This window comes from Algoriphagus sp. Y33 (assembly GCF_014838715.1).
Classification (GTDB): Bacteria; Bacteroidota; Bacteroidia; order Cytophagales; family Cyclobacteriaceae; genus Algoriphagus.
In genome coordinates this window covers 5,323,172-5,338,692 of sequence record NZ_CP061947.1, presented here as the reverse complement: position 1 = coordinate 5,338,692, position 15,521 = coordinate 5,323,172, and the positions used below count along the sequence as shown (strand labels likewise).

Below are 15,521 nucleotides of genomic sequence, written 5' to 3'. Positions count from 1 at the left end.
AGGACGGATGCCTCCTTCATGTCGATTATTATTCAGGTAAACTTTGCGCCACTTCGTGATCTTCGTGGTAAAAAAAATTTAGGGCCCTAACATTCCCAATTGTTTCCAGATTCCCACTTTTTCTTTGAGGCATAACTTAAAACTATGCTCAAATGAAAAAGCACATCACAATTATCGCAACTGCACTTATCCTTATCTCCACAGCGGCTTTCGCTCAGGAGATCCACCAAAGCCAAGTACCTTCTGTGGTAGTCAACAGTTTCAAAAAGGAGTTTCCAAAAGCAACTGATATCGAGTGGGAACTAGATGGGGATAATTACACGGTAGAATTCGAAATCGGCTGGGGAACAGAGCACGAAATCCGGTACGATGAGGCCGGCAAAATTCTGAAGCATGTAGAAGAAATAGCTAAAGGAGATCTCCCAAAAGCCATCATTTCTAAAATAGCTTCCGATTTCTCCGAATTGAAGATTGATGAAGTCAAGAAAATCACTGAAGGCAACGAGGTTAATTATTCCGTAGAGCTCGAGAATTTCAGTGAAGAATGGAAAGTGATTTTCTCTGGCAAAGGGGAAGTCCTTCATAAAATCAAGGACTAAGAAAAACTCCTCCTCTTTTCCCCTATCCCTATCATCTAGCCACCTCTCCCTTCCTGAATGTCATGAACAAGAATATCCCATTTGCTGTCCTATTGCTTCTGTTTACCCTTTCTTTTGCACAAGCTCAAGAGAAAACTGAAGAAAAAATCTCCAATAATTGGTTTGAAAAAATCCATCTGGGAGGCTACATGCAGGTGCGCTACAATGGGTTGTTTCAGACAAATCCCGAGCTGGGATGTGAGCAGTGTGATGAGGCGTGGGGAGGAGAGGAAAATTCCTTTTCTATACGAAGATTGCGGTTCAAAATCTATGGCCAAATCCATCCACGCGTGTTTTTCTATTTTCAGCCAGATTTCTCCAAGTCGGTGACGGGAGCCCATCATGTCGGGAAATTGAAAGATGCGTATGTGGATTTGGGGCTTGACAAGGATAATAAATTTCGTCTTCGCGTGGGACAAAGCAAGGTTCCCTTTGGGTATGAAAATCTCCAGTCCAGCAGTCAACGATTGCCTCTTGATCGGGATGATGCCATTAACAGCGGGATGAAAGATGAGCGGGATCTGGGGATATTTTTCTATTGGGCGACTAAGGAAAAGCGGAATCTGATGAAGAAATTAAAAAAGGATGGAATGAAGCATTCAGGAGATTTCGGGGTATTTGCGCTGGGTATTTACAATGGTCAGACGGCAAACCATCCTGATCAAAATGGTAAATTCCATGTGGTGCCCCGCTTTTCTCTTCCCATAGAAGTAGGCAGCCAGGTGATCGAACCCGGCATTCAGGCATACAGTGGGAAATTTGTGCTGCTGGAAAGCAGTCCCGAATTGAATATCAGGGATCAAAAAGAATTTACTGATCAAAGAGCCGCAGCTTCCTTTGTGTTGTACCCGCAGCCTTTTGGTATTCAGGCTGAATATATGATAGGCCAAGGTCCTGAGTTTAATAAGCAATCCCAAAAAATAGAAGTACAAAAGCTACAAGGCGGATATGTAACTTTCTCCTATATAGCAGGAGAATTTATCCCTTTCACCCGCTTACAATATTATGACGGAGGCAAAAAGCATGAGTTGGATGCGAGAAGCTACACGGTGAAAGAATTGGAATTAGGTTTGGAGTGGCAGCTCAATGAGGCATTTGAATTGGTAGCGATGTACACATTTTCAAACCGCCGATATGAGGATTTTCAGCTTCAAGACAACCAACAGGCAGGCAGTCTGCTGCGATTACAGGCCCAGTTGAATTTTTGAAATCCTGCTGCTTTCCCTCCTTTAAAAGCGTGTGCATGCCGTTTTTATCAGGCAAGAAACCCTAAGTTATACATGACACAAGACAGACTGTCTTTTTCACATGATGGAACAATACACTATATTTGTACCTCAATCCACATACAAAAACATGAAAATATAATTTCTTTCTGACTATAAATAAGGCTAGCCAAAGTTCTGGATCAGCCATTTGTTTAATCTTCAAAGAGAGAAATTATGCTCAGTTTACAGCGTATTTCATATATACATCCCAATAAGGATTTGTTGTTTGCCAACATCTCCCTTGCAGTAAATCCTCATCAAAAGATAGCGCTAATCGGCAGTAATGGAGTGGGTAAATCGACCTTACTACAGATTATTGCAAAAAAGCTCACGCCTTCTGATGGGCAGGTAATTGTAGAATCACCTCCTTATTACATTCCTCAAATTTTTGGTCAGTTCAATCATCTCAGTATTGCAGAAGCGCTGGGTATAGATAGAAAACTTACTGCCTTTCGTGAGATTCTTGACGGAAACGCCAGTGAGGAAAATTTGCTGATTCTCGATGATGATTGGACTGTAGAAGAACGTGCCTATGAAGCATTGCGCCATTGGAAGCTATCCGAGCATGAGCTAACTACAAAGCTGGAAAATCTCAGCGGAGGACAAAAAACCAAAGTTTTCTTGGCAGGAATTTCTATTCATCAGCCCGAACTGGTGCTCCTTGATGAACCAAGCAATCATCTAGACAGTGGGTCAAGGGCGCTGCTTTATAGCTATATATCCTCCACTTCCAATACCTTGGTGGTGGTCAGTCATGATCGAAAATTGCTAAACCTCTTGGATACAGTGTGCGAACTTAGTCATAAAGGAATAAGCGCCTATGGAGGCAATTACGATTTCTACTCTTCTCAAAAACACTTGGAGCAAAATGCCCTAAATCAAGATGTAAAAAGTAAAGAAAAGGCATTGCGAAAAGCTAAGGAGAAGGAAAGGGAAACGGTAGAACGACAGCAAAAACTGGATGCCAGAGGTAAGAAAAAGCAGGAAAAGGCCGGGCTGGCCTCGATCATGATGAATACGCTCCGAAACAGAGCAGAAAAAAGCACCTCAAAGATCAAAAATGTCCATACAGATAAGATTGGCGGAATCTCTCAGGATCTTCAAGACCTAAGAAAAGAACTGTCTGATATTGATAAAATGAAGTTTGGCTTTGAGAATACCGCTTTACACAAAGGCAAAGTGCTGGTCAATGCCACTGATATTAATTTCTCTTATCAAGACAGTCCGCTATGGAAAACTAATCTGAATTTTCAAATTACAAGTGGAGAAAGAATTGCGCTGAAAGGAAGCAATAGTTCTGGCAAGACCACTTTGATTAAGCTTATTTTGGGCGATCTGAAACCAAAGACCGGAACACTTTTCATCGCCGAAAACAAAGCCGTTTACATCGATCAGGATTATTCATTGATAGAAAATCACCTGAATGTTTATGAACAGGCGGAGCGGTTTAACAACACAGCACTGAAAGAGCATGAGATCAAAATCAGGCTTAACCGGTTCCTGTTTCCAAAAGAAGATTGGGATAAATCCTGTAGTTCATTGAGTGGAGGAGAACGGATGAGGCTGTCGCTGTGCTGCCTTACTATTGGCAGCCAATCTCCCGATATAATTATTCTGGACGAACCAACAAATAATCTGGATATCCAAAATATTGAAATTCTAACTGCTGCCATCAACGAATATCAGGGCACCTTGCTCGTGGTGTCGCACGATGAAATGTTTTTGGAGCAGGTAGACATAGAACGCAACATTACGCTTTGAGGCAAAAACAACCCAGCAGATGTCAATTATTGAGATTTACCATAACCTCATTTCAAGGGAACTTTGTCGGGCTTAACCATGCGATAGGTATAATTAAACTAATCAAACCTACTATCTTCAACGCTAACTTTATTAACCCAAACCTAAACCTATGATTAATCGCCGAGATTTTATCAAGCAATCCGGACTTGCTCTTTCAGCCGCAGGATTTGGCCTTTCCGGTTTCCGCTTTCCACAAGCTAAGTCCTACAAAATGGGACTTCAGCTATTCACGATCAGAGCCGCGATGGCGGAAGATCCCAAGAAAGCATTAAAAACAATCGCAGGATTTGGCTATCAGGACACTGAAATCTACGGATATGATGGTCCCTCAAATAGCTTTTATGGCATGCCTGCAGCAGATTTCAAGAAGGTTTTAGAGGACAACTCCCTTGACAGCACCAGCGGTCATTATGATTTTATCAAATACTTCAGAGCCACCGAGGATGAACTTATGCGCTATACGGATCAAAGTATAGAAGGGGCTCATGCCTTGGGACAAAAATACATCACTTGGCCGTGGCTTGATCCAGAGTCCCGCTCTATCGAGAGTTTTAAAATCTTGGCCGATAAACTGAATTTGATCGGAGAGCGCGTGAACAAAGCCGGACTTGGATTTGCCTATCACAACCATGATTTTGAATTTACTGATCAGAATGGAGAAATTGGCTATGACATCATTTTACAAAACACTGATCCTCAATTAGTCAAACTCCAGATAGATCTCTTTTGGGTAGCTCACAGCTCTCAGCGTACGATACATGAGCTTTTTATGGAAGCCCCCGGACGATTTGTCATGTGGCACATCAAAGACATGGATAAGATCAGCAGAGACTATACCGAGTTGGGAAACGGCTCTATCGATTATACCAAAATCCTTCCGGACGCATCCCTATCTGGAATGGAGTACTACTACCTAGAGCAAGGGGGGAATTTCGCGCAGACCCCCATCCAAAGTGTAAAGGACAGCGCAGAATATTTTAAGAAAAACCTGATCGACTTATTTGAATAGCCCGGCATCATCACAGCCCTTAAATTCATAAGACCAACTTTTCAATCCCCTAAACCTATTTAAACCCTGAAATGAAAAACAAATTCCCCATTCTGCTTGCATTTGCTTTTCTGCTATCCCTACATGTCTTTGCAAGCGTAGACACCGTGGCCACCTTCAGTCCTTCCATGCAAAAGGAAATTAAGGCTGTAGTGATTACTCCGGCAGAGTATTCTGAGACCAAAGATTATCCAGTTGTCTATCTGCTTCACGGGTATTCAGGAAACTACTCCAACTGGATCACGAAAGTCCCTCAGCTGCAATCCTACGCCGATCAATATGACATGATAATCGTAAATCCGGACGGAAATTTCGGAAGTTGGTATTGGGATAGCCCGGAAGTGGCAAATTCCAAATATGAGACTTATGTGGCTAAAGAACTTGTAGAATTTATCGACAAAGAATACAGTACGGTTCAAAGCCGCGAAGGAAGAGCTATCACGGGCTTGAGTATGGGCGGACACGGCGCGCTTTATCTGGCATTTCGCCATCAAGATACTTTCGGTACAGCAGGAAGTCTCAGCGGGGGTGTGGATATCGGCCCTTTTCCCGAGAACTGGGAGATGAAAAAATATCTGGGAACCAAAGCAGAAAATCCCGAGCGCTGGGAGGAATACTCAGTAATGTATCAAAGCCATCGCCTGATACCGAATCAACTGAAATTAATCATCAGTTGCGGCACAGAAGATTTCTTCTATGATGTGAATGTGAAGTTGCATGAGAAACTCACGTACAACAATATTCCCCATACCTTCATGACAGGTCCGGGAGGCCATACTTGGGAATATTGGGCAGACGCAGTGCAGTATCAGTTGGTGTTTTTTGATAAATATTTTAAGGATAGGTGAAAAAACTTTGTTGACAGAAAATCTAGTCTCATCTCTCCCCTAAATCCACAAACGGCGCGGAAATGAGGTTGGCAAAGTCTAATTTTAAGATTAAAATAAACCAAATATGAAGAAGAGATACGTACTGGGCATGGGCCTCATGCTCCTTGTGGGCAGCCACGTCCACGCTCAAAATGAAGTGATCGAAAAAATCATCAAAGAGGAAACCGAGAACTCTCAGCTGAAGCAGATCGGCCATGAACTGATGGATGGGATCGGACCGAGATTGGTAGGTTCTCCTCAAATGAAAAAAGCTCATGACTGGGCTGTAGAAAAATACAAAGGCTGGGGAATCGAAGCCCGCAACGAGCAATGGGGCGAATGGAGAGGATGGGAAAGAGGGATCACCCACATCGACATGGTGGCTCCCTGGACAAAATCCCTGAGTGGTCAGCAACTGGCCTGGAGTCCTGCCTCTCCAAAAGGCGGAGCTCAGGGTGAGGTAGTGGTGCTTCCTGATCTTGCCGATTCAGTCGCCTTCGCCAAATGGCTCCCTTCAGTAAAAGGTAAATATGTGATGATTTCTGCCCCCCAAGTGACCGGTCGTCCTGACTACAACTGGGAGGAATTTGCAACCCCGGAATCTTTCGAAAAAATGAAAGAGGAACGTACAGAATCCAATAATGCTTGGAATGAGCGGCTTCAGAAAACCGGAAAAGGAAGAAGGGAATTGCCAATGGCCTTAGAAGACGCAGGGGCACTTGGAATTATCACTTCCTACTGGTCTCAGGGTTTTGGAGCAAACAAAATATTCTCCGCATCCACCAAAAAAGTCCCTACTGTAGATCTATCCTTGGAAGATTATGGCTTGCTTTTCAGGTTGGCAGAAAGTGGCGAGAAACCTATGATCAGCATCAATGCCCAGTCCAAAGAAAACGGCATGGTTCCTACATTCAACACCATTGCTGAAATCAAAGGATCCGAGAAACCTGAGGAATATGTGGTGCTTTCTGCCCACTTTGATTCTTGGGATGGCGGTACCGGTGCGACTGACAACGGTACAGGTACGATCATGATGATGGAAGTGATGCGCGTATTGAAAGAAGTATATCCCAATCCTAAGAGAACAATCTTGGTTGGTCACTGGGGTTCAGAAGAACAGGGACTAAACGGTTCCAGAGCTTTCGTAGAAGACCACCCTGAGATGATGCCAAAGATCCAGGCGGTTTTCAATCAGGACAACGGAACAGGACGTATAGCCAATGTATCCGGACAAGGCTTTGTACACAGCTATGAATACTTGGGTAGATGGATGAATAAGGTGCCCCGTGAAATCACAAAGGACATCCAGACCAATTTTCCCGGCAATCCTGGCGGTGGTGGATCTGACTACGCTTCCTTTGTAGCGGCCGGCGTTCCTGCATTCTCACTAGGCTCTCTGAACTGGTCATACTTCAATTATACCTGGCATACCAACTTGGATACCTACGACAAAATCGTGTTTGACGATGTGCAGAACAACGTGATCATGGCCGCTATCATGGTGTACATGGCCAGTGAAGAAGATGACATGGTATCGAGAGAAGTCCGTATTCCAACTGGAAGAAACGGTGAACCCACGGAATGGCCAGCTATGCGATCTCCTACCAGAAAAGGAGGAGTGGAATAGAAAACATAACCCATGCTATATAATGAAAGCCACGGAATTCCGTGGCTTTTTCACTTGAAAAAATAACGACGCGTATTAATTGGGACGTGATCAGAAACTATCAAGTGATGAATCTTAAAAATGGAATCAACAATGTCGGCATCCCGGATTTGATAATCCTACAACAAGTAATTGAAGAAAAAATCGCGCTTTTTACGCTTGATAAGCACTTCAAATTGATGAATACTTTTTTAACCTATGAACTAATCCAGTTCTGATCCTGTAGCTGGCCCGTTTTTAATCCCAATTCACCTTTTCTTCCCATTAATGCAAAAGGTTTTGTAATTTTCTGACTAATCCACACTGACATGAACAAATTCCTTGCATTCTTCCTTTTGGCTTTTGTATCCTTTCAGACTAGCGGAATCGCACAGCAAAAAATCCTGAAAGAAGCAGTTGAAAGAGCAAAAAAAGAAGGCTTTTCCGGTGTAATTCTAGTTGCTGGAAAAGGAGAAATCCTTTTCGAAGAAGCCATGGGCATGCGAACCTATGAAAATCGAATTTTGCTTCATAAGGATGATATCTTCGAACTAGCCTCCCTTTCCAAGCAATTCACTGCCATGATGATCATGATGTGCGAGGAGAAGGGCCTTCTGGATTTTGACGATCCATTAGCCAATTATATAGATATACCTTATCCTGGAATTACTATTCGAAACCTACTCACTCATACTAGTGGGCTTCCGGATTATCAGGCTATCATGGACGAGCATTGGGATAAAAGCAGAGTAGCCGGGAATCCCGAAATCCTGGAATACCTAAGAGAATACGCTCCTCAAAAATCTTTTGGGCCAGGTGCAAAATATGAATACAGTAATACAGGATACGTTTTGTTGGCAAGTGTGGTAGAAAAGGTGACGGGTGAAGACTTTGTGAAACTTAGCAAAGCCTGGATATTTGATCCGTTGAAAATGAAAAATTCCGGTATTAGAGCGCTGGAGGAAAAAGCCGGGGTAATGACATTCGCAGCAGGATATCTTAAGAATGAGGAGGGCAAATTTGTCAACGCAAATACTTTTCACTCATCTGATTATACCGTTTGGCTTGGCAATAGAAAAGGTCCTGGTAGAGTTTCCAGCAATGTGAAAGACTTGTATAAATGGGATCAGGCACTTTACAAAGAAAAGCTGGTTTCAAAAGAGACCATGGAAGCGGCTTTCACTCCTTACAAGTTAGACGACGGATTTTTGAGTTATTACGGCTTCGGCTGGGAGATCAAGCCTCAAAGTCCCTTCGGTAAAATGGTCATGCATACGGGAGATAACCCGGGCTACAAAACTATTATCGTACGGTATATAGAAGAAAACAAGACCATTATCATTCTAAACAACAATGCCTATCCGGACATGATGAGACTTGTGGAGGCAGCAACCCTTTCTCTTGGAAAATGGTGAAGAGATTGAAAATTGGAAGATTTAAAGATTGAAAAATTATAGCGTTTAATCCTAAAGTCTAGTTATAGCTGCCACAGCAGCGTTTAACCTCTTCTTCCGATCACCTGAAATAATCAAATACGGAAACCCGCTTTCTTTTGCTAGTTGAAGGTACTTTTTGAAAAAATACTGCCGCATTTCCAGTTCAGGATATTCCCGCTGAGGATCCGGTGCCCAAGGCAAATCCGTATCAGTAAGCAGAATTAAGTCGTATTTTCTCCGGACGATTTGTTCCATTACCCAGGGATCTGTTTTCCCAAATCTATGCTCCGACCAGATGTGGATAACCCGCTGGTCTGTATCGCAAAACAGATAGTTCTTCGCTTCTTCGGCTGCTTGATCTTCCAAGGCAGCCTGCCCTTTCCCGATTTTAACCAAATCCTCATAACGGTATTCTCTCTCCATTTCCTCCAGGTATTCCCGTGCGAATTCCGGAACCCATGGCTCCATAAAATATTCAGCCAAGTCTTCAGCCAAGGTACTCTTGCCTGTAGATTCAGGCCCAAGGATTAATATTCGCTTAGGTTCAGACATTTTTTGATGATAAATTTTACCACGGAGATCACAAAGATTTACACATAGGGCACGATGTGAATATTATAGAATTTTTTTAATCAAAGATTGAAGTTCATATTCGGTAAATCCCTTCGCCACGGCGGAGGATTTGAGCCTGTCCCGAAGTATTTCCAGAGGGATTTTTAAGCAAAAGCAAATTATTCCTGAAACCAGACTAAGTATGTTTATTTCTAACTCTATTTGTGACCTTCCAATTCAAAGCTATTTCTATTAGCTGATTTAATCCAAGCAATTAATCCCATAATTGCCAAAACCGTGAAGAAAAGGTATTGAAATGAGGTTAATATTAAGCCTTTATAAAAGTACAAAGGGACAGCTACCAAATCTGTCAAAATCCAGAATATCCAGTTTTCCACTTTCTTCTTGGCCATCAGCCACATGCCTACAAAAGCCGAAGCCGTGGTGAAAGAATCCCAATAAGGAACATCGCTATCAGTGAAATTAGCCAGAACATGGGCTAGAATAACGTAGGACGCCGCAAAAATTGCGATAGAAACGGCCCAGCCACTAGGTTTCAGCCAAGTGACAGGTAATTCTTCCTTCCCTTCCTTGGGATGGGTCCACACATACCAGCCATATATAGACATGCTGAAATAATAGGCATTGATTCCCATATCTGCATACAGCTTATACTGCAAGCAAATCCAAACATAAATCAGTGTAGAAATAATCCCGGTAGGATAAACCAGGATGTTTACTCTCATAGAAAAATACACCGAGGCAATCCCCAAAATCACGGCGAACCCCTCCAGCCAGGTCATCTGCTGTAGCCCCTCCGTAAAACCATCGATTAAGAATTGCCAATCCATGGTGCGAAGAAAGGGATAAAAGTTGGAAGGTGTGAATGTTGTAAAGTGGAAAAGTCTAACTTAAAAGAAAAAGGTAGGCCTAATGCCTGAAGTCTGGCAATCAAGGGTTGACGATAGTTAATGACAACACAGATCTTGTTTCCCTGCGACCTCTACTAGACCATGTCGTTTAAATTCATTTCCCAACAATCAAAAACAATCCGCCAATAGGAACACTGTCCCTGACAACACAAAGGGACAACCTGAGAACAAATAATAAGAACCTCCCCAACTTTTTTCAGACTTTGGCTGTTCCTTTCGTAACTTTGCCAGCTATGACTTTGAGCACTTTATCCGCTAAAACAGACATCGATTCCCTCGATCCCCGAGAATTTATAATCATCAAAAACGCCCGGGTGAACAACCTGAAAAGCCTGAGCGTCGCGATTCCCCGAAATAAATTTGTCGTGGTGACAGGACTTTCCGGTTCCGGAAAATCTTCCCTAGCCTTCGATACGCTTTTTGCTGAAGGCCAACGCATGTATGTGGAAAGCCTCAGTTCCTACGCCCGCCAATTCCTAGGCAGAATGGAAAAACCTGATGTGGAATACATCAAGGGCGTAGCACCGGCCATCGCCATCCAGCAAAAAGTCAATACCAAAAATCCCCGCTCTACCGTAGGAACTACCACAGAAATCTATGATTATCTGAAGTTGCTTTTCTCCAGAATAGGCAAAACCATCTCTCCGATTTCCGGCAAAGAGGTAAAACACCACACCGTCACGGATATTGTGGATTATATTCAGTCTTTCGAAGAAGGATCGAAAGTCATGATCTCTTGTCCCCTGCAAATCGAACGGGGAAGAAAAATCAATCAAGAGCTAGATTTACTCTTGCACAAAGGCTACACAAGGATTTTGATCGATAATGAGGCTTATTTTGTGGAAGATTTACTTCAGGAGAAAAAGATTCCAAAAGGTACTTATGAAATCCTGATCGACCGTGTGGCGGTGAATAAGGAAGACGAGGACAACCAGTTCCGAATTGCTGATTCTGTACAGACGGCACTCTTCGAAGGTCACGGCGATTGCAAGATCACCATTCCGGGAATGGAGACCAGAAGTTTTTCTGATCGCTTCGAACTTGATGGGATGCAATTTGAAATTCCATCAGTAAATTTCTTCTCATTCAACAATCCATTCGGAGCCTGTAGAACCTGCGAAGGTTTTGGAAATGTGTTGGGAATTGATCCCGACCTGGTTATCCCTGAGAAAGATCTTTCGGTGTATGAAGGGGCAATTGCGCCTTGGCGGGGAGAATCATCCCGCAGTTGGGTTGAGCCTCTTTTGAAAAAAGGAATCGAGTTTGATTTCCCAATTCACAGAGCTTATGAAGATCTGAACGATAAAGAAAAAGCTCTTCTCTGGACAGGAAACAAGTTTTTCAAAGGTTTGGATGCATTTTTCAAAGATTTGGAAACCAAAACCCACAAGATCCAATATCGGGTGATGCTTTCCCGCTTCCGCGGTAGAACCACCTGCCCGGATTGTAAGGGAACACGCTTGCGCAAAGACGCTTCCTATGTGAAAATAGAGGGCAAATCCATCACTGATTTGGTATTGATGCCGATAGATGAAGCCTTGCCATTTTTCAATAACCTTGATCTTCCGCCCCATCAGGCCAAGATCGCCAACCGACTGCTCAAGGAAATCCAGAGTCGTTTGGAATACATGGATCAAGTTGGGTTGGGCTACCTGACCTTGAATCGCTTGACTTCCACGCTTTCGGGAGGGGAATTTCAACGCATCAAATTGGCTACTTCTCTAGGATCGGCACTGGTTGGTTCCATGTACATATTAGATGAGCCCAGCATTGGACTTCACCCAAGGGATACAGACCGACTGATCGGAGTGCTGAAATCTCTTCGAGACATGGGCAATACCGTGATCGTGGTGGAACATGAGGAAAAAGTGATGAAGGCTGCCGATCAGATCATCGATATCGGACCTGATGCCGGGGTCAATGGTGGAGAGTTGCTGTTTCAGGGATCTATCGAAGACCTCATGGCTTCTGCACTGACCTATACTGCAAAATATCTGCGTGGTGAGGAGCAAATCTTCAAAAAAGACGGAAACCGAAAGTGGAAAGATTCCGTCAAGGTAAAAGGTGCTAGGGAAAACAACCTGAAAAACATCTCGGTCCAATTCCCGCTTAATACACTCACGGTTGTTACCGGAGTTTCCGGATCAGGCAAGTCCACCTTGATCAAAAAAGTGCTTTATCCGGCCCTTGGCAAAATGCTGGGAACGGTCATAGATGAAAGTGGTAAATATGACAAAATCGAAGGGGATTACAAGTCCATTTCCCAGGTGGAATTTGTGGATCAAAATCCCATCGGCAAGTCCTCCCGTTCCAATCCGGTGACCTATGTGAAAGCATATGATGCAATCAGAACACTGTTTTCTGAGCAAACTATCTCCAAGCAGCGAGGCTACAAACCTGCTTTTTTCTCCTTCAACGTAGATGGAGGACGCTGTGAAAACTGCGCAGGAGAAGGCATCACTACTGTAGAAATGCAGTTTATGGCGGATATTCATCTGACGTGCGAATCCTGCAAAGGCAAGCGGTTTAAGAATGAGATTTTGGATGTCAAATACAAGGAAAAGGACATTTCAGATGTGTTGGATATGACCATTGATGAAGCGCTGGACTTCTTCAAAGGAAAAACCCAGATCATCAATAAACTTCAGCCGCTGCAGGAAGTTGGTTTAGGCTACATCGGCATGGGGCAAAGCTCCAACACGCTTTCGGGCGGTGAAGCGCAGCGGGTGAAGCTGGCATCTTTTCTGGGAAAAGGCGGAACAAAAGCCGGTGACCAGATTCTTTTTATCTTCGATGAACCGACGACAGGTCTTCATTTCCATGACATCAAAAAGCTCCTTCACTCCATCAATGCGCTGATCGATCAGGGTCATTCGGTGATTATCATCGAGCATAATACCGAGGTGATCAAATCTGCTGATTGGGTGATTGATCTGGGGCCTGAAGGCGGAAATAAAGGAGGGTACCTGACTTTTGAGGGAACACCTGAGGATATGATGAAGGAAGAAGGGAATTATACTTCGAAGTATTTGAGGGAGGCTTTCGTATAAGGTCTCCCGCAAAGGCGCTACGATGCAAAGGGCAAGAAAATAACTAGTGCCACAAGCTTCATTATCGAAAAGGAAATTATAAAATAAAATATCCGAGGGAGATTTTTCTATATTTTATAATTGGCCAGGCTCCTGCTACTCCTTCCTCTAAATTCTTTTCTGTATATCCACTTTTCTACCAATAAAAAAGCAAAGCGACATAAGATTTGGTAAACTTTAGCGATGAGGCTACTTCGGTCATCGGTCTTCCAGCTAATAAAGCAAGGAAAATATGGCTACTGGCATCATTGCGGATAATCATAAATTCTTAATTATCCTTAAAGCATACGTTAAGGATTTTGCAAGACTGCACAGGATTGATATATTCCAGCTTGGAATCACTGAAACGGTTTTTATTTTTAATCGAATAATCATTATGATACACCGTCTGCTTCTCTGCTTTACACTGGCATTAATTCCCCTTATTTCCTCAGCCCAAAAAAGGGTCGAGGTCAAAGATCCTGAAATCAAGTTCAGCTATCTTCTGCCTGATGGCTGGGAGGTAAAAGATGACGGTTATACTTATGAGATTCACACTCTTGAAATCAAAGATGCCTACGTCTCTATCACCTATGTAGAGAATGCCAAAGGGTCAGACTTTGTCGAATCGCTAGGCGAAAAACCTTCCTTTGATGAGGATTTTGATTTTGAACTTCGCTATGTGCTGGCAGACGAGCATTCAAACCTAAAACTACTCGAACAAGGTAAAACAGTTATCGATGATGCTCCGGCCAGATGGGTAAGATTTCAGTCCGGAGCCAAGGGAGACAAAATTGGCATTTTCTATATGTACCAAAAGCTTAACCAAACCTTCAAAATTACAGGTGTTGCCCCCGAGAAAGATTTCGAAAAATTTCATGCCACTATCTCTTCTATTCTAAAAAGTCTCCTTTCGGAAAAAGTTTAGTCTAGTCGCTGGCAATTTCTTCAGCATTTAAATAGATTCGCAGCACAATCAGGAATCTTAGCTCAGTTGGTTTAGAGCGCTGCTTTGACAGAGCAGAGGTCATGGGTTCGAATCCCTTAGGTTCCACAATTTTTTCCTTTATCACAAAATTTCCCTTCTTCCATATTTCGATTGGTTAAGCAACCTTGTTGAAAAACCCATCAACCATATGTTGATCCTGCGGGAAATTGAAAACCTCTACAATCTTATTCTCCTCAATCTTCCATAGCAAGCAAGACATTGCATTCAAAACAGGCCTGCCAGGCGCAGTACTCCAGTTTCTGTGACAATCGATTACATAATTGTCATTTACGCCTATTACAATCTGCTCTGCCTTGAAGCCAAATTGATTGAGCTTTTCCAAATAATCCATAAGTTCGGCAATTCCATTTTTTGTCCCGCTAAGTGGGTGCTTGCCCGGAATGTGCCACTTGATATCTGCAGACATTACCTGCCTCATTCCATCAAAATCAGCAGTTGAATACGCGTTGAAAAAGCTTTCGATTAATTGAATGTTTGGGTGCTTTCCAGTCATCTTTTCACAGTTAGGTTAAGCAAAACTACAGCAGCAGAATCCTGAAAAACTTTAACTACATTAAGATTTTTAAGATTTCTTTCTCTTATCGAGCTGATTGAAATATTCCGGGGAAATCCCTAAAAAGGAAGCAATTCTCCTCTGGGATAGACGGTCTTTGACCGCAGCATATTTCCCACAAAACATTTCATAACGCTGCTCCGCTGATTGGGACATTTGATTGAGAATGCGATCATTGGCAGCCATACTTGCATTCTCGCTGAGTATCCTAAAGTATTTTGCGAAGGGCAGGGAATTCGCCAATAATTCATCGAGAGAACTTTTTGATATTTCAAGCAAAACGGAATCTTCCAACGTTTCGATTCTCATAATTGAAGGAGTTCTGGAAGTAAAGCTTTTGAAATCACCCACCCACCAGTCTTCATGGGGAAAATTCAGTGTATATACTTTTCCTGTCTCGTCTAACACTGAACTTTGAAATAGACCGGAAACAACAAAGTTTTCGAAGCGGCAAATATTTCCCGGCTCAAGGAGATCGGTTCTTTTAGCTATTTTTCTAATAGAAAAATATCCGCCAATCATCTCCATTTCTGAATCAACTATTTTGACATGTTTTTCAATATGCGCCCTGAATTTCTTAAAACACCTCTCTGATTCTTTATCCATAAAACCAATTAACTATTTCAATTTTAACTACTTGCATGCCCCTTAGCGCAAAGTCTCACGACTTGTGCTCAATTCATTGCAGTCTTCAGACTGC

The 15,521-nt window shown here is 42.9% G+C and carries 14 protein-coding genes and 1 tRNA gene; 11 read left to right on the top strand and 4 right to left on the bottom strand.

Going from position 1 to position 15,521, the window contains the following annotated elements:
- Nucleotides 1-152: 152 nt before the first annotated feature.
- From ID165_RS21855 to ID165_RS21825, 8 genes are all read left to right on the top strand, one after another.
- Complete coding sequence (locus ID165_RS21855; RefSeq protein ID WP_192347546.1) at nucleotides 153-599, top strand: PepSY-like domain-containing protein; 447 nt, start codon at nucleotides 153-155, stop codon at nucleotides 597-599.
- A 62-nt stretch (nucleotides 600-661) separates the two neighbouring features.
- Nucleotides 662-1,846 (top strand): porin, encoded by a 1,185-nt coding sequence (locus tag ID165_RS21850; RefSeq protein WP_192347545.1) that lies wholly within the window; start codon nucleotides 662-664, stop codon nucleotides 1,844-1,846.
- A 234-nt stretch (nucleotides 1,847-2,080) separates the two neighbouring features.
- Nucleotides 2,081-3,667 carry a ribosomal protection-like ABC-F family protein gene (gene abc-f, locus ID165_RS21845; protein WP_192347544.1) on the top strand — a complete coding sequence of 529 codons (1,587 nt, stop codon included), beginning with the start codon at nucleotides 2,081-2,083 and terminating at the stop codon, nucleotides 3,665-3,667.
- A gap of 151 nt (nucleotides 3,668-3,818) precedes the next feature.
- On the top strand, nucleotides 3,819-4,718 hold the full coding sequence (locus ID165_RS21840) for a sugar phosphate isomerase/epimerase (RefSeq protein WP_192347543.1): 900 nt from the start codon (nucleotides 3,819-3,821) through the stop codon (nucleotides 4,716-4,718).
- A gap of 71 nt (nucleotides 4,719-4,789) precedes the next feature.
- Nucleotides 4,790-5,605 (top strand): alpha/beta hydrolase family protein, encoded by an 816-nt coding sequence (locus ID165_RS21835; RefSeq protein WP_192347542.1) that lies wholly within the window; start codon nucleotides 4,790-4,792, stop codon nucleotides 5,603-5,605.
- A gap of 106 nt (nucleotides 5,606-5,711) precedes the next feature.
- Nucleotides 5,712-7,253 carry a M20/M25/M40 family metallo-hydrolase gene (locus ID165_RS21830; RefSeq protein WP_192347541.1) on the top strand — a complete coding sequence of 514 codons (1,542 nt, stop codon included), beginning with the start codon at nucleotides 5,712-5,714 and terminating at the stop codon, nucleotides 7,251-7,253.
- Between the two features lie 107 nt (nucleotides 7,254-7,360).
- Entirely contained in the window at nucleotides 7,361-7,510 is a 150-nt protein-coding gene (locus ID165_RS26805) for a hypothetical protein (RefSeq protein ID WP_225586866.1), read from the top strand.
- A gap of 90 nt (nucleotides 7,511-7,600) precedes the next feature.
- Nucleotides 7,601-8,686 (top strand): serine hydrolase, encoded by a 1,086-nt coding sequence (locus ID165_RS21825; RefSeq protein ID WP_192347540.1) that lies wholly within the window; start codon nucleotides 7,601-7,603, stop codon nucleotides 8,684-8,686.
- A gap of 51 nt (nucleotides 8,687-8,737) precedes the next feature.
- Here the strand turns inward: ID165_RS21825 and ID165_RS21820 are convergent, their stop codons facing one another.
- Together ID165_RS21820 and pnuC are read right to left on the bottom strand one after the other, a co-directional pair.
- Nucleotides 8,738-9,259, bottom strand: a complete 522-nt coding sequence (locus ID165_RS21820) for an AAA family ATPase (RefSeq protein WP_192347539.1) — start codon at nucleotides 9,257-9,259, stop codon at nucleotides 8,738-8,740.
- 218 nt (nucleotides 9,260-9,477) lie between these two features.
- A complete protein-coding gene (pnuC, locus tag ID165_RS21815; protein WP_192347538.1) occupies nucleotides 9,478-10,110 on the bottom strand; it encodes a nicotinamide riboside transporter PnuC in 633 nt (210 codons plus the stop codon).
- A 314-nt stretch (nucleotides 10,111-10,424) separates the two neighbouring features.
- Here pnuC and uvrA point away from each other — a divergent pair, with 314 nt between their 5' ends.
- From uvrA to ID165_RS21800, 3 genes are all read left to right on the top strand, one after another.
- Nucleotides 10,425-13,241: an excinuclease ABC subunit UvrA gene (uvrA, locus tag ID165_RS21810; protein ID WP_192347537.1), complete on the top strand. Its 2,817-nt coding sequence runs from the start codon at nucleotides 10,425-10,427 to the stop codon at nucleotides 13,239-13,241.
- Between the two features lie 271 nt (nucleotides 13,242-13,512).
- Nucleotides 13,513-14,187, top strand: a complete 675-nt coding sequence (locus ID165_RS21805) for a hypothetical protein (RefSeq protein WP_192347536.1) — start codon at nucleotides 13,513-13,515, stop codon at nucleotides 14,185-14,187.
- A gap of 51 nt (nucleotides 14,188-14,238) precedes the next feature.
- Nucleotides 14,239-14,313 (top strand) — tRNA-Val (locus ID165_RS21800).
- 49 nt (nucleotides 14,314-14,362) lie between these two features.
- On the opposite strand, the gene ID165_RS21795 is transcribed toward ID165_RS21800, so the two are convergent.
- Nucleotides 14,363-14,761 carry a nuclear transport factor 2 family protein gene (locus ID165_RS21795; RefSeq protein ID WP_192347535.1) on the bottom strand — a complete coding sequence of 133 codons (399 nt, stop codon included), beginning with the start codon at nucleotides 14,759-14,761 and terminating at the stop codon, nucleotides 14,363-14,365.
- Between the two features lie 69 nt (nucleotides 14,762-14,830).
- On the bottom strand, nucleotides 14,831-15,427 hold the full coding sequence (locus tag ID165_RS21790; protein WP_192347534.1) for a Crp/Fnr family transcriptional regulator: 597 nt from the start codon (nucleotides 15,425-15,427) through the stop codon (nucleotides 14,831-14,833).
- Nucleotides 15,428-15,521: the final 94 nt, after the last annotated feature.

Coding starts and splice junctions, on each gene's coding strand:
- ID165_RS21855 (WP_192347546.1), top strand. CDS start 153: ATGAAAAAGCACATCACAATTATCGCAACTGCACTTATCCTTATCTCC.
- ID165_RS21850 (WP_192347545.1), top strand. CDS start 662: ATGAACAAGAATATCCCATTTGCTGTCCTATTGCTTCTGTTTACCCTT.
- abc-f (WP_192347544.1), top strand. CDS start 2,081: ATGCTCAGTTTACAGCGTATTTCATATATACATCCCAATAAGGATTTG.
- ID165_RS21840 (WP_192347543.1), top strand. CDS start 3,819: ATGATTAATCGCCGAGATTTTATCAAGCAATCCGGACTTGCTCTTTCA.
- ID165_RS21835 (WP_192347542.1), top strand. CDS start 4,790: ATGAAAAACAAATTCCCCATTCTGCTTGCATTTGCTTTTCTGCTATCC.
- ID165_RS21830 (WP_192347541.1), top strand. CDS start 5,712: ATGAAGAAGAGATACGTACTGGGCATGGGCCTCATGCTCCTTGTGGGC.
- ID165_RS26805 (WP_225586866.1), top strand. CDS start 7,361: ATGAATCTTAAAAATGGAATCAACAATGTCGGCATCCCGGATTTGATA.
- ID165_RS21825 (WP_192347540.1), top strand. CDS start 7,601: ATGAACAAATTCCTTGCATTCTTCCTTTTGGCTTTTGTATCCTTTCAG.
- ID165_RS21820 (WP_192347539.1), bottom strand. CDS start 9,259: ATGTCTGAACCTAAGCGAATATTAATCCTTGGGCCTGAATCTACAGGC.
- pnuC (WP_192347538.1), bottom strand. CDS start 10,110: ATGGATTGGCAATTCTTAATCGATGGTTTTACGGAGGGGCTACAGCAG.
- uvrA (WP_192347537.1), top strand. CDS start 10,425: ATGACTTTGAGCACTTTATCCGCTAAAACAGACATCGATTCCCTCGAT.
- ID165_RS21805 (WP_192347536.1), top strand. CDS start 13,513: ATGGCTACTGGCATCATTGCGGATAATCATAAATTCTTAATTATCCTT.
- ID165_RS21795 (WP_192347535.1), bottom strand. CDS start 14,761: ATGACTGGAAAGCACCCAAACATTCAATTAATCGAAAGCTTTTTCAAC.
- ID165_RS21790 (WP_192347534.1), bottom strand. CDS start 15,427: ATGGATAAAGAATCAGAGAGGTGTTTTAAGAAATTCAGGGCGCATATT.